17 protein-coding genes and 4 tRNA genes are annotated in these 22,477 nt (G+C 40.5%); 17 read left to right on the top strand and 4 right to left on the bottom strand.

Going from position 1 to position 22,477, the window contains the following annotated elements; all coding sequences use genetic code 11:
• Positions 1-55: 55 nt before the first annotated feature.
• The 8 genes from AAH582_RS03075 (at position 56) to AAH582_RS03040 (ending at position 8,240) form a co-directional block, all read left to right on the top strand.
• Positions 56-577, top strand: coding sequence for a DUF2480 family protein (locus AAH582_RS03075; RefSeq protein WP_343321183.1), 522 nt, complete (start codon positions 56-58; stop codon positions 575-577).
• A gap of 118 nt (positions 578-695) precedes the next feature.
• On the top strand, positions 696-1,481 hold the full coding sequence (locus AAH582_RS03070; RefSeq protein ID WP_046672326.1) for a DUF3108 domain-containing protein: 786 nt from the start codon (positions 696-698) through the stop codon (positions 1,479-1,481).
• A 5-nt stretch (positions 1,482-1,486) separates the two neighbouring features.
• Positions 1,487-2,050 carry a DUF3109 family protein gene (locus tag AAH582_RS03065; protein ID WP_046672325.1) on the top strand — a complete coding sequence of 188 codons (564 nt, stop codon included), beginning with the start codon at positions 1,487-1,489 and terminating at the stop codon, positions 2,048-2,050.
• A 50-nt stretch (positions 2,051-2,100) separates the two neighbouring features.
• Positions 2,101-3,072 carry a polyprenyl synthetase family protein gene (locus tag AAH582_RS03060; protein WP_343321182.1) on the top strand — a complete coding sequence of 324 codons (972 nt, stop codon included), beginning with the start codon at positions 2,101-2,103 and terminating at the stop codon, positions 3,070-3,072.
• Between the two features lies 1 nt (position 3,073).
• The gene (locus AAH582_RS03055) at positions 3,074-4,126 is read left to right on the top strand and encodes a TerC family protein (RefSeq protein ID WP_046672323.1); all 1,053 of its coding nucleotides are present in this window, start codon (positions 3,074-3,076) and stop codon (positions 4,124-4,126) included.
• Positions 4,127-4,410: 284 nt separating this feature from the next.
• Positions 4,411-5,598, top strand: a complete 1,188-nt coding sequence (locus tag AAH582_RS03050) for an aminopeptidase C (RefSeq protein ID WP_286752243.1) — start codon at positions 4,411-4,413, stop codon at positions 5,596-5,598.
• 111 nt (positions 5,599-5,709) lie between these two features.
• On the top strand, positions 5,710-6,948 hold the full coding sequence (locus AAH582_RS03045; RefSeq protein WP_046672321.1) for a thioredoxin family protein: 1,239 nt from the start codon (positions 5,710-5,712) through the stop codon (positions 6,946-6,948).
• A 53-nt stretch (positions 6,949-7,001) separates the two neighbouring features.
• A complete protein-coding gene (locus AAH582_RS03040) occupies positions 7,002-8,240 on the top strand; it encodes a thioredoxin family protein (RefSeq protein ID WP_046672320.1) in 1,239 nt (412 codons plus the stop codon).
• A gap of 128 nt (positions 8,241-8,368) precedes the next feature.
• On the opposite strand, the gene AAH582_RS03035 is transcribed toward AAH582_RS03040, so the two are convergent.
• Positions 8,369-10,492 carry a prolyl oligopeptidase family serine peptidase gene (locus AAH582_RS03035; protein ID WP_343321181.1) on the bottom strand — a complete coding sequence of 708 codons (2,124 nt, stop codon included), beginning with the start codon at positions 10,490-10,492 and terminating at the stop codon, positions 8,369-8,371.
• Between the two features lie 330 nt (positions 10,493-10,822).
• Here AAH582_RS03035 and AAH582_RS03030 point away from each other — a divergent pair, with 330 nt between their 5' ends.
• The 9 genes from AAH582_RS03030 to AAH582_RS02990 all read left to right on the top strand — a co-directional run bounded on the left by AAH582_RS03030 (position 10,823) and on the right by AAH582_RS02990 (position 16,437).
• Entirely contained in the window at positions 10,823-12,991 is a 2,169-nt protein-coding gene (locus tag AAH582_RS03030) for a M1 family aminopeptidase (protein ID WP_343321180.1), read from the top strand.
• Between the two features lie 59 nt (positions 12,992-13,050).
• Positions 13,051-13,806 carry a UDP-2,3-diacylglucosamine diphosphatase gene (locus AAH582_RS03025; RefSeq protein WP_343321179.1) on the top strand — a complete coding sequence of 252 codons (756 nt, stop codon included), beginning with the start codon at positions 13,051-13,053 and terminating at the stop codon, positions 13,804-13,806.
• Complete coding sequence (locus AAH582_RS03020) at positions 13,788-14,378, top strand: Crp/Fnr family transcriptional regulator (protein ID WP_084823069.1); 591 nt, start codon at positions 13,788-13,790, stop codon at positions 14,376-14,378. Before AAH582_RS03025 ends, AAH582_RS03020 begins: the two co-directional genes overlap by 19 nt.
• A 67-nt stretch (positions 14,379-14,445) precedes the next feature.
• Positions 14,446-14,775, top strand: coding sequence for a DMT family transporter (locus AAH582_RS03015; RefSeq protein WP_343321178.1), 330 nt, complete (start codon positions 14,446-14,448; stop codon positions 14,773-14,775).
• A gap of 98 nt (positions 14,776-14,873) precedes the next feature.
• Positions 14,874-15,947 carry a peptide chain release factor 1 gene (gene prfA, locus AAH582_RS03010; RefSeq protein ID WP_046672315.1) on the top strand — a complete coding sequence of 358 codons (1,074 nt, stop codon included), beginning with the start codon at positions 14,874-14,876 and terminating at the stop codon, positions 15,945-15,947.
• Positions 15,948-16,020: 73 nt separating this feature from the next.
• Positions 16,021-16,094: transfer RNA gene (locus AAH582_RS03005), tRNA-Asp, on the top strand.
• A 60-nt stretch (positions 16,095-16,154) separates the two neighbouring features.
• A tRNA-Asp gene (locus tag AAH582_RS03000) sits at positions 16,155-16,231 on the top strand.
• 31 nt (positions 16,232-16,262) lie between these two features.
• Positions 16,263-16,336: transfer RNA gene (locus tag AAH582_RS02995), tRNA-Asp, on the top strand.
• Positions 16,337-16,360: 24 nt separating this feature from the next.
• Positions 16,361-16,437 (top strand) — tRNA-Asp (locus tag AAH582_RS02990).
• A 63-nt stretch (positions 16,438-16,500) separates the two neighbouring features.
• Here the strand turns inward: AAH582_RS02990 and AAH582_RS02985 are convergent.
• The 3 genes from AAH582_RS02985 to AAH582_RS02975 all read right to left on the bottom strand — a co-directional run bounded on the left by AAH582_RS02985 (position 16,501) and on the right by AAH582_RS02975 (position 22,294).
• Positions 16,501-16,722 (bottom strand): (4Fe-4S)-binding protein, encoded by a 222-nt coding sequence (locus AAH582_RS02985; protein ID WP_046672314.1) that lies wholly within the window; start codon positions 16,720-16,722, stop codon positions 16,501-16,503.
• A gap of 62 nt (positions 16,723-16,784) precedes the next feature.
• On the bottom strand, positions 16,785-18,026 hold the full coding sequence (locus AAH582_RS02980; protein WP_046672313.1) for an MFS transporter: 1,242 nt from the start codon (positions 18,024-18,026) through the stop codon (positions 16,785-16,787).
• A gap of 221 nt (positions 18,027-18,247) precedes the next feature.
• Positions 18,248-22,294 (bottom strand): glycoside hydrolase family 2 TIM barrel-domain containing protein, encoded by a 4,047-nt coding sequence (locus AAH582_RS02975; RefSeq protein WP_343321177.1) that lies wholly within the window; start codon positions 22,292-22,294, stop codon positions 18,248-18,250.
• Positions 22,295-22,477: the final 183 nt, after the last annotated feature.

Raw genomic sequence — 22,477 nt, 5'->3', positions numbered from 1 at the left:
ATTTTAAGTAAATTTGTAGCCGGACGAATTATCGTCCGGCTTTTTTTATGTAAATATGGATATTCAAACAGCTATTGTCAACAAAGTTGCGCAAAGTGGGTTAGTCACAGTTGACTTGGCCAACTACCATCCTAATGCGGACAATGTAGTATATGATATTAAAGATAATCTCTTCCATGGCTTGATTCTTAAAGAAAAGGACTTCCGCGAATTCATTAAGACACACGATTGGTCGCAATACGCAGGTAAACATGTCGCCATTACGTGTACTGCCGATGCTATTGTTCCGACCTGGGCTTATATGTTATTGGCCAACAAATTGGAACCCTATGCTGCGACAGTTATCTTCGGGGATTCAGCAGAGTTGTTGCGTATGCAGTATGCCGCAGCAATTGACCAAATTGACATGGAACAATTTCGGGATCAACGTGTGGTTGTGAAAGGTTGTGGTGATATTTTTATTCCAGAATCTACATTTGTGCAGTTTACGGTAAAACTAAGTAAGGTGGCCAAGAGTATTATGTATGGTGAACCTTGTTCTACGGTCCCCGTATTTAAGCGGACGCAGCCTAAATAGATCAGCTCTAAAATAAGTATAAGTCATCGTCCATGAAGGTCTCATTAACTCCAAAAGTTAAATTTATTTGAATGAAATTAACATTTCTTTTTCAAACAAATTTCGTAAACTTACGTACATGAAACTTATATCGACTTTGCTCCTTTACTTATCCGTTATCGTAAGTACTGCTTTCGCTCAAGATTTACCACATTTAAAAGAATCGGCATTTAAAGGTGGCGAGAAATTAAAATATAAACTCCGTTATGGCTTTATTTCAGCCGCGACAGGGACATTAACCGTTGAGGATACCAAGGATGGAACCGGAAATCCTTCCTTTCATTTATACGCTGCTGGCAAAACTGCTGGCGCCTTTGCGATATATACCGTAAGAAATGAATACAACTCGTATATCAACAGCAAGACTTTTTTACCGTATTACTATACAGAGAACATTCGTGAAGGTGGATATAGACGGAATGATAAGGTGCGCTTCAACCAGGAGACAAATAGCGTTGTAGGCAACAAAGGAACTTTCAATTCGAAGGTAGATCAGACTTTCGACTTGCTTTCTTCCTATTATTTCGCCCGAAATCTAGATCTGTCGACTGTTAAACCGGGAGAATCTTTTAAGCTGACTTATTTTTTGAATGATGAGATTGCCACCTTAGGCATACAATATATTGGAATAGAAAAAATAAAAACGGAATTAGGCACTTTAGAATGTCTCAAATTCAGTCCTGAGATTAAACCAGGACGTATCTTTAAAAAAAATAGCAAGCTTTATCTGTGGGTAACCAATGATGGCAACCGTATTCCGGTCAAAGCCAATGTAGATATTCTGATTGGCTCGGTAACACTAGAATTACTCGAAGCCAGTGGATTAAAATACAAATTGGGGCAAAGAGCAAGCTACTCAAAATAATTAGAATGATTGAAGTAGGAAATGTATTGGTGCACGAAGATCTAATCAACAATGACTTTGTGTGTAATTTATCAAAATGTAAAGGTATCTGTTGTATTGAAGGCGACTCAGGCGCACCTTTATTGGAGAGTGAAAAGGCTATATTGGAGGAGATTTATCCCAAAGTAAAGCCCTATATGACCGAGAAAGGTATTGAAGCGATTGAAGAGCAAGGGAAGTATGTTGTCGATGTTGATGGTGATCTAACGACCACTTGTGTTGATGGAAATAAAGAATGTGCTTATGTGACCTGGGAAAATGGCATTACAAAATGCGCTATCGAAAAAGCTTACGAACTTGGCGAGGTGCATTGGCGAAAACCCGTTTCGTGTCACCTCTATCCTATCAGGACAACACATTATCCCGAATTCGACGTACTTCACTATGACCGCTGGCATATCTGTAAAGATGCATGCTCATTTGGTAAAGAATTACAGGTTCCTGTCTTTAAATTTTTAAAGGATCCCCTCATCCGCACCTATGGTGAAGAATGGTACAAAAATCTTGAGAAAGCAGTCGAAGAGTTGTAACAAAATCACTATCTTTAAGCTTTAACTATTTTGGTATTTCACCCCAATTCATGTCAAAATTAAGAGAGATCCAACGTCCTATTGCCCATGAACTTGAGGCTTTTGAAAAAAAATTCAAAGCTTCAATGAAAAGCTCCGTCCCCTTGTTGGATCGCATTACACAATACCTGATCAAACGTAAGGGCAAACAAATGCGGCCCATGTTTGTGTTCTTTTCTGCTGGGATATGCAACGGAATCAATGAATCCACCTACAGAGGAGCTGCTCTCGTAGAATTGCTGCATACCGCATCACTCGTACATGATGATGTGGTAGATAACTCCTACGAACGCAGAGGTTTTTTCTCCATCAATGCTTTATGGAAAAATAAAATTGCTGTTTTGGTGGGTGATTTTCTGCTGTCAAGGGGACTGCTCCTTTCTGTAAAACATCAGGATTATCACTTATTAAAAATTGTATCGGAAGCCGTTGATCAGATGAGCGAAGGTGAATTGCTTCAAATCGAAAAGGCCCGTAAACTAGATATTGAAGAATCGATTTATTTTGAGGTCATCCGAAAGAAAACAGCTTCGCTCATTGCTTCTTGCTGTGCCTGTGGATCGGCTTCTTCAAATGCAGATCAGGAAACAATCGATAAGCTTCATCAATTTGGTGAAAAGATCGGAATTGCATTCCAAATCAAGGACGATTTATTCGACTTTGGGTTAGATGACGTTGGCAAACCACTGGGCAATGACATCAAAGAGAAGAAAATGACCTTACCGTTAATCTATGCTTTGAATCAAGTGACTTCAAGTGAAAAGCGAAGGATCATTAATCTGATTAAAAACCATAATGAAGACACACACAAAGTGGCCGAAGTCATCGACTTTGTCCGCCAGAGTGGAGGGCTCGAATATGCTACAAATAAGATGCTAGAATACCAACAAGATGCTTTCCGAATTTTGGAAGACTTTCCCGACAGTGAATACAAGGCGGGGTTGGAACAGCTGGTAAAATATACAACAGAAAGAAAAAAATAAAATGAGTCACGAATTAATGTTTTTTGGCGGATTCCTCATCTTTATTGCACTTATGCTAGCAATAGATCTAGGCTTATTCTCCAAAGGCGACAAACCTGTTAGCCTAAAGATGGCTAGCATCATGAGCGCCATCTGGGTCTTATTCTCTTTGGGTTTCTATTGGCTCCTTCGTCACTATGGATTTGAATTGCACAACATCCATGACTTGGACCACCTTCAAGAAATCATTACCAAACACCATCACGATATTAAAATCATTCCAGGTGATTTAGCGGCGAGTCTCGAGCTCTACAACAAAAATCTTGGGCTGGAATATCTTACTGGTTACGTTGTGGAATATGCCCTATCGGTAGATAATATCTTTGTGATGGTATTATTATTTACTTCTTTTGGTATTCCGGAGCGCTATTACCATAAAGTTTTGGTATGGGGAATTTTGGGAGCGATCATAATGCGTTTCTTATTTATTTTCCTTGGTGCAACCCTTATTGCTAAATTCGGCTGGATCCTCTATGTTTTTGGCGCTTTTCTGGTCTTTACAGGTGTCAAAATGTTTATCAACCGTAATCAGGAAGAAGAAGTGGATCCACAGAACCACCCGGTCGTTAAATTTGCTTCCCGATACTTTAAGGTAACCCCCAAATTGGATGGCGGGCACTTCTTCCATGTAGAGAACGGCGTGAAATATATGACACCGCTATTTCTTGTACTACTGGTCATAGAATTTACGGATTTGATTTTTGCTGTGGATTCTATCCCTGCAATTTTCTCGGTGACCAAAGACGCCTATGTTGTATTTTTCTCTAATATTTTTGCAATACTTGGCTTGCGATCGATGTTCTTCCTTCTGGTCAATATTATTCACAAATTCCAATACCTCAAAGTAGGTTTAGCATTTCTGCTGGTCTTCATTGGTCTAAAGATGTTGCTGCATCATTGGTTGGCCGAAGTAGGTTTTACAACAACGCATTCGTTGATCGTTATCGTCAGCATACTTGCATTGAGTATCATTGCTTCGCTGCTTTTTCCAAAAAAAACTTCACCGGCTGATTAAGTTACAATCAATTAAAGCTGCGATTAATAAGGTACCCGTGGTCATTATTCGGCGAAAAACTCCAGTAGTCCGCGCAAAGCTATAAGCGATACAAAACAGCATGGTCAGGAAGAAATTTCTGACCATTTCTATGTGATATTATGCTTTATGCATATCCTTTTCTTCAGCAAAAGATTAGCAGAAAAACAGCGGATTTTTTTGAACAATTATTTTACAGAGGAATTTACCTTACTAAATTTAATTTATTTAATTTAGCACCACACTAAATTAACAAAATACTAACAATGAATTGGAATAAAACGATTGTACTAGCTGCTTCACTTTTCGCAGCTTCATTCCAAGTACAAGCACAAGACAATTTGATCAATGCGCTAAAAGCAAATCAAAATGACAATAGCAAATCTGGATTTACATTTACTGAAGTTATCAATCTAGGTAACACATCCATCAAAAACCAAGGTTCATCAGGTACTTGTTGGTCTTATTCAGGTAACTCTTTCCTGGAGTCAGAGATGATCCGTATGGGTAAAAAACCAGTGGAGATCTCCCAAATTTATACTGCGCGCAACACGTATTTAGACAAAGCACGTACGTATGTACGCCTTCATGGCGGATTGTCATTGGGTGAAGGTGGTCAATTCCACGATGTATTAAACTCATTCCGTAAATATGGTACAATGCCACAATCTGCTTACACAGGTCTTCACTACGGTACTACACGTAACAACTTTGGTGAGATGACCAATATGTTGGATGCGATGTTAGGAGCAGTAGTAAAAGGCAAAACATTAACGCCAAACTGGGAAAAAGCGTATACCGCTGCGATGGATTCTTATCTTGGAGAAGTACCTGAGAAATTTGACTATAACGGTAAATCCTATACACCGCGCACCTTTGCAGATCAGGTAATCGGTATCAATCCGGATGATTACGTAGGTATTGCTTCGGTGACCGACCATCCATACTACAGCCAATTCGTATTGTTGATTCCAGATAACTGGTCATTCGACCGTTTCTATAATGTTAAGATGAACGATTTAACGGACATCATTGACAATGCTTTACAAAAAGGTTATACGGTAGCTTGGGCAACTGACGTATCAGAAAAAGGGTTCTCTTGGAAAAACGGTGTAGCTTATGTACCAGAAAAACCTTTCGAGGAAATGACAGATCAAGAAAAGTCAACGATGTTTGTTGGTCCTAAACCAGAGTTAAAAGTAACACCGGAAGAAAGACAAAAAGCTTTCGACAACTGGCAAACGACAGATGACCACGGTATGCATATCGTAGGTCTTGTAAAAGATCAAAACGGAAAAGAATATTACATTGTTAAAAACTCTTGGGGCACCACAAATGACTATCACGGTTATTTATATGCATCAAAAGAATTTGTACGTTATAAAACAACTTCTTTGATGTTACATAAAGACGGTCTAACAAAAGATTTAAAATCGAAGATAAATATCAAATAAGCGATTTATCAGTCCACGAAAACACCTCTGAAATTAATACTTCAGAGGTGTTTTTGTTTTCAGATTAATTTAATAACTTAAACATAATTATGAATCTTTTGTTGAGTGAGTATGAGAAGTATAATCGCGTTATGCCTTACAATTTTATTCGGGAATTTGGCTCAAGCCCAAACTAAGGGGGTTAAATTTGTAGAAGGGTTGAGTTGGAAACAGATAAAGGAACGGGCACAAGCTGAAAACAAGTTTATCTTCGTAGAGCTATTTGCAACCTGGTGTGGCCCATGCCAATATATGAGCAATGAGATCTTTCCTTTAGAGCAGGTGGGGCAGCCAATTAATCAGAACTTCATTAGTGTTAGGGTACAAATGGATTCCACAGAATCCGACAATGCCACTGTCAAAAAATGGTATGCCGATGCGCGTGCTATTTCCAACGAATACAATATTCAATCCTTTCCCACATTTCTTATCTTTAATCCCAATGGGCAGGCAGTACACCGGATTGTCGGCGCAAGTGATGCTCCCGAATTTGTCGGGCATGTGATGGATGGACTAAATCCCGAAACACAGTATTACACGCTGTTAAAAAAATTCGAGAAAAGACCCCAAGATATTTATACGGCCAAACAGATGCTGAAAGCAGCAAATATCGCTTACGATGAAAATACAGCACGAAAGGCAGAAAACACCTTAGCGAACTCATTGGGCACGGATGAATTATTCAAAAAGGAAAATGTTCATATTTTATTGGCAGCTGCCAAATTCACCAATTCAAAAGCTTTTAATCTTATCCGCAACAATAAAGAGAAAATCGATATTCTATTAGAGTCGCCAGGCATTGCCAACCGCACGCTGGCCAATGTTGTCGTCAACGAATTATTCCAGATTAAAATAGATGCCAAACATGAACCCAACTGGGACAGTTATCAAAATGAACTGGCGGCAAAATATCCAGACATCGATTTCGTACCGATGTTCAAGAAGATAAAAGCACACTATTACCTTCAGGTGAAGAATTACGTAGCCATGAAGAATACCATCAATGATTACCTTTCGTCCGAAGATTTTACCCCACATCAATTAAATACCTTTGCCTGGACTATTTTCAACAATAGCAGTGATCCTGCCTGCATCGAATCCGCGTTAAGCTGGAGCAAGAAATCAATTATTGATGATCCAAGCAGTGCATTTTTGGATACCTATGCAAATCTGCTCTATAAGAAAGGAGAAAAAGAAAAAGCCATAAAGTGGCAAAACAAAGCGATCGAAATGGCCAGTGAGGATGACCGTCCTATCTATCAAGAAACTCTAGAGAAGATGATGAAAGGAATAAAAACTTGGGAAAACTAAACTTATCCCAGCCTATACGAACGATTAAATTAAAAATCTAAAATACCGACGTTATGAAAAAATTGATTTTAATGCTATTTCTAATTCCAACCCTACTATTTGCGCAAAGCGAGGGAATCAAATTTGAGCATGGGCTCAATTGGAGTCAGATTAAAGAAAAAGCGGCTAAAGAAAACAAATTCATTTTTGTAGACTGTTTTACAACCTGGTGTGGTCCTTGTAAATATATGTCGAGTACCATCTTCCCACAAGCCAAAGTAGGTGATTTTTTCAATGCTAAATTTATCAACGCTAAAATTCAGATGGATAAAACCAAGAATGATAATGAAGACGTAAAATCTTGGTACGAAGAGGCCGACCGTTTTGCCAAAGATTATAAAGTTAGAGCCTACCCAACTTTTCTGATCTTTGATTCAAAAGGTACCCTGGTACATCGTATCGTAGGTGGTGGTGAAGCCGACGACTTTATAGCAAAAGCGCAAAAATCACTTGATCCAAATACACAATATGAAACACTATTAGCAAAATTCAATGCCGACCCAACAAATGTAAACATCGCCAAAAGCATGGCTGTGGCAGCCAAGGAAGCTTATGATCAAGAGACACAGGCAAAAGCGGAAGGAGTCGTATTAGCGTCCTTGACTACAGATCAAATCTTCACAAAGGAGAATGTCAGTTTATTACTTTCGGCAGCAAATGTTGTCGATTCTAAGGCTTTTAATTTAATCAAAGACAATCCTGCTAAATTTGATGCCGTTAGTGAAAAAGTAAAAGCCAATGATTTCTTGTCCCAACTGTTGGTTAGCAATGCAGTAAACACCAAAATTCGTGCAAAGGAAACGGTTGATTTCACGAGCATAGAAAAAGAATTGGCGCAAAAATATCCGACTGTCAATACAGAAAAAGCAAGTCTCGAAATGCAACCGCGTTATTACGGTTATACCAAAAATTACCCTGGACTAAGAGATAGCTTCAATAAATACATTGCAAAATATGGTTCAACTATCACCGCTGCAGAACTAAACAACATGGCTTGGTCCATTTTTGAAAACTGCAATGACCCTGCATGCTTAAAGGCGGCAGCCGAATGGAGCAAATTGTCCAACGAGAAAGAAAAAGATGCGCCCATGTATCTAGACACTTTTGCAAACATACTCTATCGCCTTGGAGAAAAAGAAAAAGCAATTAAAACGCAAGAAAAAGCGATCTCACTCATTACCGATGCTACTCAAAAAGAAGAATATGTAGCAACATTACAAAAAATGAAAAAGGGTGAAAAGACCTGGCAATAACAAGATGTGCTGATAGTCACTCGACAAAAAAGTCCCAATCAATATGTGATCGGGACTTTTTATTGATAGCGCAACTGACAGCATTTTGAGCCAACAGGCAATGCTCTGAGCGCTCGGAAGCTGCCTGCTTACTTTATTTCTTTAATGCCCATATTCCAAAGAGCAAAAGCATATTTATCAACTGTACTATTGATCAGAACTTCTGTTGACCGCCCAGCACCATGACCAGCTTTTGTCTCAATACGAATCAATACCGGATTATCACAAGCTTGTTTTGCCTGTAGTTCGGAAGCAAACTTATAGGAGTGTGCTGGTACCACACGATCATCATGATCTCCCGTAAAGACCATTGTCGCTGGGTAACAAACTCCAGTTTTCACATTATGTACCGGAGAATATGCTTTCAGATAGTCAAACATTTCTTTGCTATCACTGACTGTACCATAGTCATAGGACCAACCTGCACCAGCTGTGAAGGTATGATAACGCAACATGTCCAAAACACCGACCTCGGGAAGCGCGACCTTGGCTACTTTGGGATCTATTGTCATTGTTGCACCAACAAGAAGCCCTCCATTAGATCCCCCCGATAAAGCGGTATACTCGGGTGACGTATAACCATTCTCCTGAAGATAATGTGCGGCGGCAATAAAATCGTTAAACACATTCAACTTATTGAACTGTCTGCCGCCATCATGCCATTTCTGACCATATTCGCCGCCCCCACGTAAATTCGGAACAGCATAAACACCGCCATTTGCCAGCCACACCGCAACGGAAGTACTAAAGGCAGGTGTCAAGCTGATATTAAAGCCTCCATAACCGTACACAATCGTCGGGTTTTTGCCATTCAAAACCATCCCCTTCTTATACGTAATAATCATCGGAACTTTAGTACCGTCTTTGGATGTGTAGAAAACCTGTTTCGATTCATACTGATCGGAATCAAACTTCACCTTAGGTTTGATATAAAGAGTAGACTGACCGGAATTCACGTCAAATTTATAGCTTGAAGAAGGTGTAATATAATTTGAAAAACCAAAATAGATTTCTTTTTCCTTTTTCTTACCCGAAAAACCACTCGCTGTACCGACACCAGGCAATTCTATTTGCCGAATCTTTTTACCGGTATAATCATATTGAATCACCACTGAAACCGCATCTTTCAAATAATTTGCAAAAAGATAGCCTCCACCAGTACTGATCGAAAGCACATTTTCAGTTTCTGGAATAACATCTTTCCAGTTCTCCTTTGCAGGATTCTTCAAATCCACTCTTACCAAACGGTTGTTGGCAGCCTTGTAGTTTGTCTCCAATAAGAAACTATCCCCAATATTGTCAACGACACCTGTATTGGCATCAAAATGATCTTGTAGGCAGACAATCTTGCTATTCGGTTGCTGGAGATCCTGATAATAAAGTTCATTTCCTGATGTCGTATTTGCAGCAGAAATAATCAGGTAACGTTGATCGTCTGTTAATGAAGCACCGACATACCGTCTCGGTGTTGCAGCACCGCCAAAAACCAATTTATCTGTAGATTGGGCTGTTTTAAGTTTATGGTAGTATAATTTATGTTGGTCTGTTTTTTCAGAAAGTTCAGATCCCTTTGGCTTATCGTAACTCGAGTAATAAAAACCATCATTTCCTTTCCATGCAATACCAGAGAATTTGACATCCACGAGCGTTTCACCTACAGGCGCTTTATCTTTGGCATTCAGCACAATGACTTTTCGCCAGTCTGATCCACCTTCAGAAATAGAATAGGCGACTAAGCTCCCATCCTTTGAAAATGAAACATCAGCCAATGAAGTCGATCCATCTTTCGAGAATGTATTTGGATCCAGGAAAACTTCTTCGGCTCCCCCCTCCCCTAGTTTACGGTAAAGCACAGCATGTTGCTGCAAGCCATTATTCTTAAAAAAATATGTATACCCACCTTCCTTAAACGGAGTTCCTATTTTTTCATAATTCCATATTTCGGTCAATTGATCTTTTAATTTTGTACGGAATGGAATTGCATTCAAATAGTCAAAAGTCACTTTATTCTCTGCCTGTACCCAGCTTTTTGTTTCAGCTGAACGGTCATCTTCCAGCCAGCGGTAAGGATCTGCTACCTTTTCACCCCAAAATTCATCCACGACAGTTCCTTTATTTGTCGTCGGATATGTCAACTGTTGTCCATAACCAGTCGTCGCTGTACCTGCCATACCTATCATCATTAGGATAAGACCAAATTTCTTATTTTTCATAAAACCTTTATACTTGTTTCAACCAATCTAAGTTTTATTCACCTAGCATCTGAAAATTCAATTTGAGTTGAATATAAACAAATTTATCGACCTCTTACCTACCTCAGGTAGTTTTTTCTATTCCTCGAATAAGAACTAAAAAACCTCGATCCATCACTTCCCGCTTGTCCTTTACGCTAGCAATCAAACCACCTACATCAAAGCGAATAAATAAATAGATAAATAAAACATGAGCCGCTCATAGTAGCATTAAACACATTTCTGCAGCGTATATTTTTATCACAACCGAAATTTCTTTAGATTTATTTAAATCTTGAAAATACTATAACCATGTTCAAAAAAGTCGTATACCTTTCTTTGTCCATTTCCATTCTTCAAATTGGAATAAGCGAAGCACAACAACTTTCCATAGATCAACAATATCGATCCACTCCCACTCAGATCAACGATCTTGTCCACACCAAACTCGATGTGCGTTTTGACTATACCAATCAATTCCTCAATGGAAAAGAGTGGGTTACATTAAAACCTCATTTCTACCCAACAGACTCCCTCCGCCTTGATGCAAAAGGCATGGATATTAAACAGGTTTCTTTGGTCAATGGCTCACAATTGATTCCCTTAAAATATACCTATGATGATCACTCTCTACGGATTAAGCTCGACCGTAATTACCTTGCTAAGGAGCAATATACCGTATACCTCGATTACACAGCAAAACCCAACTTATTAAAAGTTCAGGGCAGCGCGGCAATCAACGATGCAAAGGGGCTTTATTTTATCAATCCAGATGAGCATACGCCAAACAAACCCCGTCAAATATGGACACAAGGTGAGACCGAGGCATCATCCGCCTGGTTCCCGACGATTGATCGCCCCAACCAAAAAACGACGGCTGAAATCTCCATGACCGTTCTTGACAATTATGTCAGTTTATCGAACGGTGCATTGAGCAGTCAACAGAAGAATAGTGATGGTACCCGTACAGATACCTGGAAAATGGATCTGCCACATGCTCCATATCTATTTATGATGGCCGTTGGTGATTTTAAAATCTATCAGGACAAGTACAATAATATTCCTGTTGATTACTACCTGGAACCGAAATATGCACCCTATGCCAAGGATATTTTCGGAAAGACACCGGCCATGATGGATTTTTACAGCAAGACTCTAGGCGTTCCTTACCCTTGGAATAAGTATGCGCAGATTGTCTGTCGCGATTATGTCTCAGGCGCCATGGAAAATACAAGTGCAACATTACATGGCGAACATGTACAGAAGACGAAACGCGAATTGTTGGACGATAATCAGGAGGGAACGATTGCCCATGAACTGTTTCACCAGTGGTTTGGCGATTTGGTAACAGCAGAATCTTGGTCCAATTTAACCATGAATGAATCCTTCGCTACTTTCGGCGAGGTTATCTGGCGTGAGCACGATGGTGGTAAAGATCGTGGCGATAAATCTAGATTTGAAAAACTCCAGTCTTATCTCAAATCGACTAAAAATGGAAAAAGTCCGACTTTAGCCCGTTATTATTATCATGATAAAGAAGATATGTTTGATAATATCAGCTATGCAAAAGGCTCATTGATTCTCTACGCCTTAAAAGAACAAATGGGTGATGAAGCGTTCTATCAATCGTTGAAAAAATACTTGACAGACAATTCCTTTAAAACCGGCGAACCGCAACAGCTCCGTCTAGCGATGGAAGAGGTGACCGGAAAAGACTGGGCTCCGTACTTCAATCAATGGTATTACCAAGGTGGACATCCAATTTTGAAAATCACGACAAGAAACGGAGAGAACAGTATTATCTTGAATGTAGCCCAAATACAAGATTCAACCGTGCAGACATTCCAACTTCCTTTGGCCGTCGATATCTATACCAAAAATGGTAAGATCAGACAGACCTTTCAACTCAACAAGCGAAATGCCCAATTTATGATTCCGTTACCTGCTGCTGTTGAATTTATTGATATCGATCCCGAAAAAACACTCGTTGGTCAAATTCAAATCGATAAGTCAGATGCCGACTATCTGTATCAATATGAGCATGCACCTTCATTTGCTAACCGCGTCGGTGCGATTGCATACGCCTCAAAAAATCCGACAAATACCATCAGCCAGCAAATCTTAACAAAAGCATTGGCGGATACCGATGCAGACCTTGCTGCAACAGCGATTCAAGGTCTCGATCTAAGCAATCCCGCGGTTCGCAAGTCGACAGAAAAAACCATCTTGACACTTGCAGAGAAATCTGAGGCCTCTGTTATCCGTGCCTCTGCGATTCAAAAGCTTGCACAGACAAAAGATAAAAAATATAAAAGTCTAATTCTGAATGCTGTCTCCGACAAATCCTATATGGTTATCGCAAGTTCAATCATGGCAATAAAAAGTGCGTATCCAGATCAACTTCAGCAGTCCTTGAAGCGCATTGATCCCGATGCTACGGAATATCTAAAGGCGCTCATCACCGAATTATCTAAATCATAGCAAAATATATTGTGGAGGCGCATTTTGTATTCGCCTCCATTTTTTTTAGTTTTGGCCACATGTCAACAAGAACAAAAATTTATTTTGCCTCCGACTTTCATCTTGGATCTTACCCCTTGGAACGTTCACGGGAAAGGGAGCTGCAAATTATACAGTGGCTCGACCAGATCAAAACAGATGCTGCACAGCTCTATCTTGTTGGTGATATTTTTGATTTCTGGTTTGAATATGCCACGGTTGTCCCGAAAGGCTATATCCGCTTTTTGGGTAAATTAGCCGAAATTTCGGATCTCGGCATTCCCATTACTTTATTTAAAGGAAACCACGATATGTGGATGTTTGATTATCTCAAAAAGGAATTAAATGTTCGAATCATCGACAATGAGCTGGAATTAGAACTCAACGGAAAACACTTTTATATTCACCACGGCGATGGATTAGGTTCCGGGGATTACAAATACAAGATACTCAAGAAACTATTTCGGAGCCGTCTATGCCAATGGTTATTTGCGCGGTTGCACCCAAATCTCGGAATCGGAATCGCAACACGCTGGTCCAAACATAGCAGGCTTTCGAATAATGAAGACGAAAAGTTTTTGGGCGAAGATAAAGAATGGCTGATTGGCTATGCCAAAGAGCTGGAGTCAACCCAACATCACGACTATTATATCTTTGGTCATCGACATCTCCCCTATGATGTTGAACTGAACTCCAATAGCCGTATTTTAAATTTAGGGGAATGGATCAATTACCATACCTATGCAGTATGGGATGGTGAAACTTTACGTTTGGAAAAATGGGCGAGCAAATCCTAATTTCTTTATCCGATTGCCTGAATGGTTACCACTTCCTAACACCCGAAAGTGCTGCAAAATTGGAGCAGGTCAGTAAGAAAATCACAGCGAAAAGAAATAGCCTGTTGATCGAACAGGACAAAATTCAAAAACACATCTATTTTCTGGCTTCCGGATTAGCCCGCGTTTACTACGAGACGGCCAACCGTCAGATTACCCTGGATTTTGTTTCACCCGGTGGAACGCTCATATCCATGAATAGTTATGTACATGATACCCCAGGTTATGAAAATATAGACCTTTTGGAGGACAGTGTTGTTTATCAGATAGACCAAAAGCAACTTTTTGATCTCTACGAAAGTGATATTGCCATTGCCAACTGGGGAAGAAAGATGGCTGAACTTGAATTTATCAAGGCCGAGCAACGAACCATGTCCAAGCTCTTTAATACTGCCCAAGAGCGCTATGCCGAGTTACTTCAAAAATACCCCCAATATATTCAACGGATCAAACTTGGTTACATCGCCTCCTATCTCGGTGTCAGTCAGGTTACCCTAAGCCGGATTCGCGCAAATATTCACACAAATTTTTAACATTTGTAAAAATTATTATCGCCCTAAAGCCGGATCTTTGTATCGAAACAAAAAATCAAAAAAAGATATGAACTGGGTATTTTTAATATTGGGTGGATTATGCGAAATCGGCTTTACGACCTGCTTAGGTAAAGCCAAAGATGCAACCGGAAATGCGCAATGGCTCTTGTACGGTGCCTTTGTCGTATTCTTATTTGCAAGTATGGGCTTATTGATCAAAGCTACACAGACACTTCCCTTAGGCACAGCTTATGCTGTTTGGACCGGAATAGGTGCAGTAGGTACCGTTTTAATGGGGATCATCTTCTTTAAGGAGCCGGCAGATTTTTGGCGCATATTCTTTATTTTCACGCTGATTGCTTCCATCGTGGGACTAAAAGCAGTTTCCTCTCATTAATAGCAGGCTAGGTTGTTTAAAAGCAACAAAATTTCCTTACTTTTGTACACTCAATAGTAATCTAGGTCATACATTCCTAGAAGAAGCATTTTTGATATATGTTAGATAAATTACAAGCGATAAAAGAAAGATGGGAAGAAGTGGAAGCCGAATTGAGCAACCCTGATACCATGCAAGATATGAAACGTTTTGCCAAATTGAATAAAGAGTACAAAGATTTGGGCAAAATCGTGGATCAGTACCATATTTACAAAAATATGGTGAGTAATATTGATACCAATAAGGACATCATCATGAACGAGAAAGATCAAGAACTTCGTGAGATGGCTAAAGAGGAATTGGATCTTTTATACGTAGCAAAAGAAGAAAAAGAAGAAGAAATTCGCTTAATGTTGATTCCGAAGGATCCTGAAGATGCGAAAAACGCCATTATCGAAATTCGTGGTGGATCAGGTGGTGATGAAGCAGCCTTATTCGCTGGCGACCTTTACCGCATGTACACACGTTATTTCGAAACCAAAGGCTGGCGCAACGAAGTAATGGACGTTACTGAAGGAACTTCTGGCGGTTATAAGGAGGTGATCTTAAAAGTCATCGGTGAAGACGTTTACGGACAATTGAAATACGAATCAGGTGTACATCGTGTACAACGCGTTCCGGATACGGAAACACAGGGTCGTGTACATACTTCTGCAGCATCTGTTGCAGTTCTTCCTGAAGCTGAAGATGTCGATGTTGAGATCAATCCGGGTGATATTGAATTACAGACATCCCGTTCGGGTGGTGCCGGTGGACAGAACGTCAACAAGGTAGAAACAAAGGTACAGTTGACGCATAAACCGACGGGTATCGTTGTTGTTTGTCAGGTAGAACGTTCCCAATTAGCCAACCGTGAGTTAGCGATGGAGATGTTGCGAAACAAACTTTACGAGCTCGAGCTGAACAAAAAGAACGGCGACATCGCTGCAAAAAGAAAAACTTTGGTATCTACTGGAGACCGTTCGGCAAAAATTCGTACCTATAACTACCCACAAGGTCGCGTAACGGAGCACCGTATTGGAATGACGATGTACAACTTACCGGCAATTATGGACGGTGATATTCAAGGAATTATCGATGCATTGCAGTTTGCGGAGAATGCGGAGAAGATGAAAGACGGTCAAGTAGATTAGTTTTTTTTCAAAAAATCTTTGCAGATACGTAAACAAACGCTATATTTGCACACCTTCTGAGGAGAAGGGTTGAGGTCTGGTAGTTCAGCTGGTTAGAATACATGCCTGTCACGCATGGGGTCGCGGGTTCGAGTCCCGTCCAGACCGCTTCAAAAGAGAGAGAAATCTCATACGTTCTTTAACAAAAATAAGTTTTTAAGATTTTTAGGTCTGGTAGTTCAGCTGGTTAGAATACATGCCTGTCACGCATGGGGTCGCGGGTTCGAGTCCCGTCCAGACCGCCAAAAATTATTAAAAACAATCCTTAAGATTTTAGGTCTGGTAGTTCAGCTGGTTAGAATACATGCCTGTCACGCATGGGGTCGCGGGTTCGAGTCCCGTCCAGACCGCTAAAATTTTAAAAACACATTGTTGGTCTGGTAGTTCAGCTGGTTAGAATACATGCCTGTCACGCATGGGGTCGCGGGTTCGAGTCCCGTCCAGACCGCCAACAAGAAAAGCATCATTTAATTATAAATGATGCTTTTTTTTTGCCTTAACAATACAACAACTATTATTTTTTCAATTCGTACTGAAGTGCTCCAGAAGGGCAATGCTTGATCTGTTCAATCAATTCAGCTGTACTGGCGTTTTGGGCTGTGATCCAAGGCCTATCTTTCGGATGATACACATTTGGGAGACTCTTCACACAAACCGCAGCATGTGCACAGCGTTCAGGTATCCAAAGAACGGTTATCTCTCCATTTGGATGTGGATATCTAACTATTTTTTCCATAATTCCATCTCTCTTTAGCAATTTATATTTTAAGTACTAATAACGATAAGAACAATTTTGTTTTAAGAATTGGCTTTTCGCTTTTTAATCATACTGCTCACCCGGTAGATCATAAAAATACCGATGATAGAGAGCAGAATCACACTCATCCCTAATGTAGGATAATGTTCCAAGGGGCTTTCTTTTGTTTCTTGAACAATGATTACACCTGCTAGCGAAGCTGCCACACCTCCTGCCAGCTGCTGCAACGATGAACTGATACTCATAAATGCACCCCGATCTTTCATCTCCGGAACAGCCGTGATCAAAGCGGAAGAAGGCGTCATCCGACTTAAAATGCCCGCCATCATTAAAATGTTTAAGATAACAACAATATAAAATGGAGTAACACCTAGGTTCGTGTAGATAAATACGACAACCATGAGCCAAAGGGAAGCGAACGCGAAAATCTTAAACTTATCGTAACGGTCGCTCAATTTCCCAACGATAGGCATAATAATCAATGAAGCGACACCCGAAATCATAAACAACATCGGCAGCTGCTCATGGCTAACTTTGAGGTTATTGACTGCAAAAGCACTTCCAAAAGGCATCATCATATAACCTCCAATGGATAGCAAGGCTGTTGCAGCGAAGCCGATACGATATTCTCGCTGTGAAAAAGTCAGCCAAAGGTGCTTTAACGCAGATTGATGTTTCTGAAGACCGATATGTGCTGTAATCGGAATGAGTTTAATTGCAATGATAATGACAATAATCAAAGCCATCACGGCAATCCATAAAAAGGCGCTATGCCAGCCCCAATTGTTTGCGATATACAGACCTATCGGAATGCCTAGGACCTGGCTGGCGCCAAAGCCCATCTGTACAAAGCCCATCACACGTCCACGTTGCTGAAGCGTAAAGATATCGGTGATAATAGCCATGGAGATCGAACCAATGACCCCTCCAAAGAGGCCCGTGATGATTCGAGCAGCGACCAAAGTCCAGTAATCGTTAGCAAAGCTACAGCAGAAGGTCCCGATAATAAAGCCAGAATAGAAAAAAAGCAGCAGCTTCTTTCGATCAAAACGATCGGCAAAGCCCGCGGTCAGCAGACCAGAAGCACCCGCGCTAAAAGCATAGGCCGAAACCGCAATCCCAAATTGAGCTGGTTTGAGATCGATGGCTTTCATAAGGATATCCCCCATCGGTGACATCACCATAAAATCAAGCACGACCGTAAATTGTGTCATGGCCAATAAAAAGACCACAAGTTTTTGGTATGCCGTAAAAGGCGCATTATCAAGTTTATTTATTTCCATACTGTCCGGTTTGCCTCGGTTTAAACTGGCCTAAAAATACAGAAGTGCGCGAACATTATATGTAATAAGTTTGCAAAATTATCGCCCGAGACCTTACCTTACGTGAAACGAAACGATCGTTCAGACATATCGATCGCACTATTTAATCTTATCCTAGGTCGCCAACAAAAAAGCCAGCACCTGTTTGACAGGTGCTGGCTCAATATGCGATTTAAAGCAAATTATTCAGCGATAACAGCAAATTCAGCTCCGGAAGCATAATCATCACCACGTTGGGAGTTAAGTCCTGTAAAGCGGATATAACGTCCTTTCACAGGCTTTTCGAATCGAACAGTTTTTAATTTTTTATTCCGTTCAAAAGATCCGGACATCACATCTTCCCAGTTCTTCCCATCTTTACTCACCTGGATCTTATAATCCTTGATATCGCCATTCGGTCCATCCTGTCTTGGTAGAAAAGTGAAGCCCTTAATTGTTTTGCTACTCCCAGCATCAAAATCAACCCAATGTGGATACTGTGCTACAGTAACCGAATACATCGTATGCCAAATCGAGGAAGGATCTCCATCCAATAGGTTCTTGGCATCCCCCTCACCAGTCTCTTGACTTGAAGCAAAAACAACTTCCATTGGAATGGTTTCGATTTTAGTGTATTGTTGTGTTACCTTCAATTTTTCATTTTGCTGATACCAAGCCGTTACTGTACCGCCGGCGCGTAAATCAAAAGGCGCTTTATAGACACTTGCCTTTGCATTGTTCAAACTGTATAATACGGTCTCATTTTTATTTCCCGATTGAATAGAAACTTCTCCATTTGAACTTCTTGCCAACGAAATGGGCGCATCACCGGCAGTCGCTACCTGAGCCTTTGCTATCATATCATTGTTCTGAATCGGACGGATAATGAAACCGATAGCCGTTGGTATTGCTTTCACACGGTCCTTTTCTAACGGTGGCCCTTGTCCACAGCTATTACCACCAAGTCCTGTTACAGCTGCATCAAGATGCACGTGTACGCCCGAACTCTTTGGTAATTGATAAGGGTGCGGTGCAAAGGTTAACTCAAGCTCACTATAGTCCAAAGCGGATGTTGATAAATGCTCTTTCGCAACAAAAACAACTCCCTGTCCAGCATTATTTGTCAATGCTGTCCAACGCACATCCTCATTGTTGCTCATATTTTGCGGATTAGGCCATGGCACGAACTGATCTTTTACAGTGCTTTTGTGCAATTCAATAAATTGTGCTGTCTTCCGATCAGCATAATTATTGATCGGTCCACGTCCATAATAACTATAATTGCCATACTCGGTCGGCAATTGCAAAGCATATCCCAATCGAGCTAATACAACACTTGCATTATTGGATGTAATACTCGACGACAATTCAATAGAGCCATCCTTATAAATTGTCCAGATCTGATTGCTTGTAAATTTAAAATCATCTTTGCCAAAAGGCTTATCTGTATGCTCTTTAAGCGTGTAGGTTCCCGAAGTTCCCCCCAACAAAGACGCACCATATGGGGCTTGGGATTCAACCGTAAACGCCAATACAACTGTTCCATCTTTCTTGGTATAACTGTTTGACGACAAAACCTTATGTTTAAGGTTATGCAATCCTTTTTCAAACCATTGTTGGTAAGCCCAGTTGTCATTGTCAACCGGAGCACGTAGTGCATCCAATTTTGGGCCTTCGCCATCGCGGATAACTTGTTTACCGGCATACATTAGATTATATATCGAGCCTGTTTTATTGTCAAACTTCGCGATAAATTGATCTCCCTTCACCACCTGCAAATCACCTTCTTTGGAAAGCGACGGAGCCCCCCCTAATGCAACAGCGGAAATCAACGGTTTATTTTCAGCCGCTTTGACAAACAGTTGTTCCTCCATTTGTACAAAACCTTTGGCTGCCCAAGGCCGATCCGTATTGAGGATAAACTGTATTTTTACAAAATACTCCGATCCCGCATCTAACTGTGCATAATTTATTGGCAATACAAGCTGCTTACGCTGGCGCGCTGTCGGCAAATCAGCGGCACTGATTGTACCTGCACTATTTTTTACTTCTACCCCATCCTTATATAGCGACCATTGAACCTGATAATCGGATAGATCTTTAAAATAATTTTTATTGAAAAGCTCAATTTTCCCCTGTTGAATATCAACAGCCTTTACGCCCGCATTTTGGTACACTTTCTTGACCTCAAAATACTGTGGCTTAGGTTTCATATCGGCAAAGATCAACCCATTATTGACAAAAGTTCCATCATTGGGTTTGTCTCCAAAGTCGCCGCCATAAGCGAGAAAGCGTTCGCCGGTCTTCTTATCGTAATAATACATGGCCTGATCAATCCAATCCCAAATGGCACCGCCCATAAAGAAGTTGGTCGATTCGATGGCTTCCCAATAATCAATTAGGTTACCAACGGCATTACCCATGGAATGTGAATACTCCGAGATATGAAATGGATATTTCAATTTGTAAGTGCCTTTTACAGCTCCTCTTACCCAGTCTATTGAGGGGTATTGATTGGAGCCCATATCAACGATTGTATTGTTACGCTCGTATTGAACAGGTCTTGACGTATCGATTTTCTTGATAGCCTGATAGGCGGCCACGAAATTATCACCCGGACCGGCTTCATTTCCTAAAGACCAGATAACCACTGCCGGATGGTTGATGGTCGAATGCACCATCTCGATATTACGGGCTACATGGGCATTTTTCCATTCAGGAACATGAGAAAGAGACTCTTTGCCATAATAATATTCATGGCTTTCGATATTGGCTTCATCCTCGAGATAAATTCCATATTTATCGCATAAATAATACCAATAAGCAGGTTCTGGATAATGCGAATTCCGGACATGGTTGATATTCGCCCGTTTCATTAATTTTACCTCAGCTTCCATCTGTTCTCTGGTCACTACTTTGCCATGTTCAGGATTGGTTTCATGACGGTTGACGCCTTTCAGTTTCACCGTCTTACCATTGACATAATAATAACGTCCGGCCAAGCCAAATTCATCATCCGCAGCCTTGGTATCTTTAATCTCAACCTTTCTAAATCCAACGTAGGTAGAAATAGTCTCAACCGTTTTGTTTTTTTTATCCTTCAATTCAGCCACCAAAGTATACCGATAAGGTAATTCGGCAGACCATTTATCCGGATTTTTGACGTTCAACGTTGCTACTATGCTATTGGAAACTTGACCATCCAGGGCTGGCACAGCTGATGAAGCTTCTGTCTGATCAACAAGGGTATTCTCGTCACTGTATAGTTTATTTTTATAAAGTGAATAAACTACTTTATACCCTTCAGCTTTCTTATTACCCAGATTGCGTACAGTACTCGTAATTTTCAACGAACCATTTTCGTAATTGCTGTCCAAGTCTGGAATGGCCGCTAAATCGCGAATCTGAACTTTTGGCGTTGAAGTCAGCGAAACATCCCGAAATATCCCGGGCAATCTAAACATATCCTGATCTTCCAAAAAGGAAGCGTCCGAACTCCGATAAACTTCAACAGCCAACACATTTTCAGCACCCTTTTTTAAGTAAGGCGAGATATTGAAAGATGCGACGTTTCTGGAATTTTTTGAAAATCCGACATATTTGCCATTTATCCACAGGTAGAAAAAGGAGTCTACACCATCAAAATTGATAAATACCTCACGACCGTCCCAATGAGTAGGTACTGTAAAGTTACGTCGGTACGATCCCACTTCATTACGGTAGACATAAGTTGTCCAATCTTGGGCTGGTGTCCGCATAACTCCGCCGCGCCAATCATCGACCTTAACTTGATGATGAAAGATCACACGTTGGTTGGTATAAATAGGTACACCATATTTTAAGCTTCCATCCTTCTGTATACCATAAATATTCCAGCTCATAGGGACTGGAACAGATTCCCAGGCACCCACATTATAATTCGGATCATAAAAGTCCTTTGGTCGCTCTTCCGGGGTCTTTACCCAGTTAAACTTCCAGGATCCATTGAGCGAAAGCCAATAGTTACTATGCTCGGGAAGTACTTTTCGCGCACTTTCTACGTTCTGAAAGGAGAAGAACGACGCATGCGGCAACTCCTTATTAAGTGATAATAATTGAGGCGATTCCCATTCATTCCCTTTTGGAGCTGCTGTAGCTCCATACTGGAAACCGTCGATAGATGAGGTAATCGTTTGCCCTATCGTGACGGTAGTGTCCAGCGACAGCAATGAGGCTAGAATCGTTGAAAAAATAACAGAGTTTCTTAACATAATGTAATTAAGCAATTTAGTCCAGGAAACCAAATGTAACTTCATTTTGTAGTAATAACAAGCAGATTATTAAAGCACTCGATTGCGAAACTTTTTCGATACAAAAAAGATCATATCGAACTTTAAAATTGTACTATAAGATCTCCTTTTGAGGATCGTAAATAAAACAATGTAAAAACGTAA

The sequence above is a fragment of the Sphingobacterium multivorum genome, assembly GCF_039511225.1.
Lineage (GTDB): Bacteria > Bacteroidota > Bacteroidia > Sphingobacteriales > Sphingobacteriaceae > Sphingobacterium.
The sequence above is the reverse complement of the archived record's forward strand: the minus strand, read 5'-3'. Positions and strand labels throughout refer to the sequence as shown.

What these genes read in the sequence shown, in the direction of transcription:
- AAH582_RS03075 (WP_343321183.1), top strand. Translation starts at nt 56, where the DNA reads ATGGATATTCAAACAGCTATTGTCAACAAAGTTGCGCAAAGTGGGTTA.
- AAH582_RS03070 (WP_046672326.1), top strand. Translation starts at nt 696, where the DNA reads ATGAAACTTATATCGACTTTGCTCCTTTACTTATCCGTTATCGTAAGT.
- AAH582_RS03065 (WP_046672325.1), top strand. Translation starts at nt 1,487, where the DNA reads ATGATTGAAGTAGGAAATGTATTGGTGCACGAAGATCTAATCAACAAT.
- AAH582_RS03060 (WP_343321182.1), top strand. Translation starts at nt 2,101, where the DNA reads ATGTCAAAATTAAGAGAGATCCAACGTCCTATTGCCCATGAACTTGAG.
- AAH582_RS03055 (WP_046672323.1), top strand. Translation starts at nt 3,074, where the DNA reads ATGAGTCACGAATTAATGTTTTTTGGCGGATTCCTCATCTTTATTGCA.
- AAH582_RS03050 (WP_286752243.1), top strand. Translation starts at nt 4,411, where the DNA reads ATGAATTGGAATAAAACGATTGTACTAGCTGCTTCACTTTTCGCAGCT.
- AAH582_RS03045 (WP_046672321.1), top strand. Translation starts at nt 5,710, where the DNA reads ATGAGAAGTATAATCGCGTTATGCCTTACAATTTTATTCGGGAATTTG.
- AAH582_RS03040 (WP_046672320.1), top strand. Translation starts at nt 7,002, where the DNA reads ATGAAAAAATTGATTTTAATGCTATTTCTAATTCCAACCCTACTATTT.
- AAH582_RS03035 (WP_343321181.1), bottom strand. Translation starts at nt 10,492, where the DNA reads ATGAAAAATAAGAAATTTGGTCTTATCCTAATGATGATAGGTATGGCA.
- AAH582_RS03030 (WP_343321180.1), top strand. Translation starts at nt 10,823, where the DNA reads ATGTTCAAAAAAGTCGTATACCTTTCTTTGTCCATTTCCATTCTTCAA.
- AAH582_RS03025 (WP_343321179.1), top strand. Translation starts at nt 13,051, where the DNA reads ATGTCAACAAGAACAAAAATTTATTTTGCCTCCGACTTTCATCTTGGA.
- AAH582_RS03020 (WP_084823069.1), top strand. Translation starts at nt 13,788, where the DNA reads ATGGGCGAGCAAATCCTAATTTCTTTATCCGATTGCCTGAATGGTTAC.
- AAH582_RS03015 (WP_343321178.1), top strand. Translation starts at nt 14,446, where the DNA reads ATGAACTGGGTATTTTTAATATTGGGTGGATTATGCGAAATCGGCTTT.
- prfA (WP_046672315.1), top strand. Translation starts at nt 14,874, where the DNA reads ATGTTAGATAAATTACAAGCGATAAAAGAAAGATGGGAAGAAGTGGAA.
- AAH582_RS02985 (WP_046672314.1), bottom strand. Translation starts at nt 16,722, where the DNA reads ATGGAAAAAATAGTTAGATATCCACATCCAAATGGAGAGATAACCGTT.
- AAH582_RS02980 (WP_046672313.1), bottom strand. Translation starts at nt 18,026, where the DNA reads ATGGAAATAAATAAACTTGATAATGCGCCTTTTACGGCATACCAAAAA.
- AAH582_RS02975 (WP_343321177.1), bottom strand. Translation starts at nt 22,294, where the DNA reads ATGTTAAGAAACTCTGTTATTTTTTCAACGATTCTAGCCTCATTGCTG.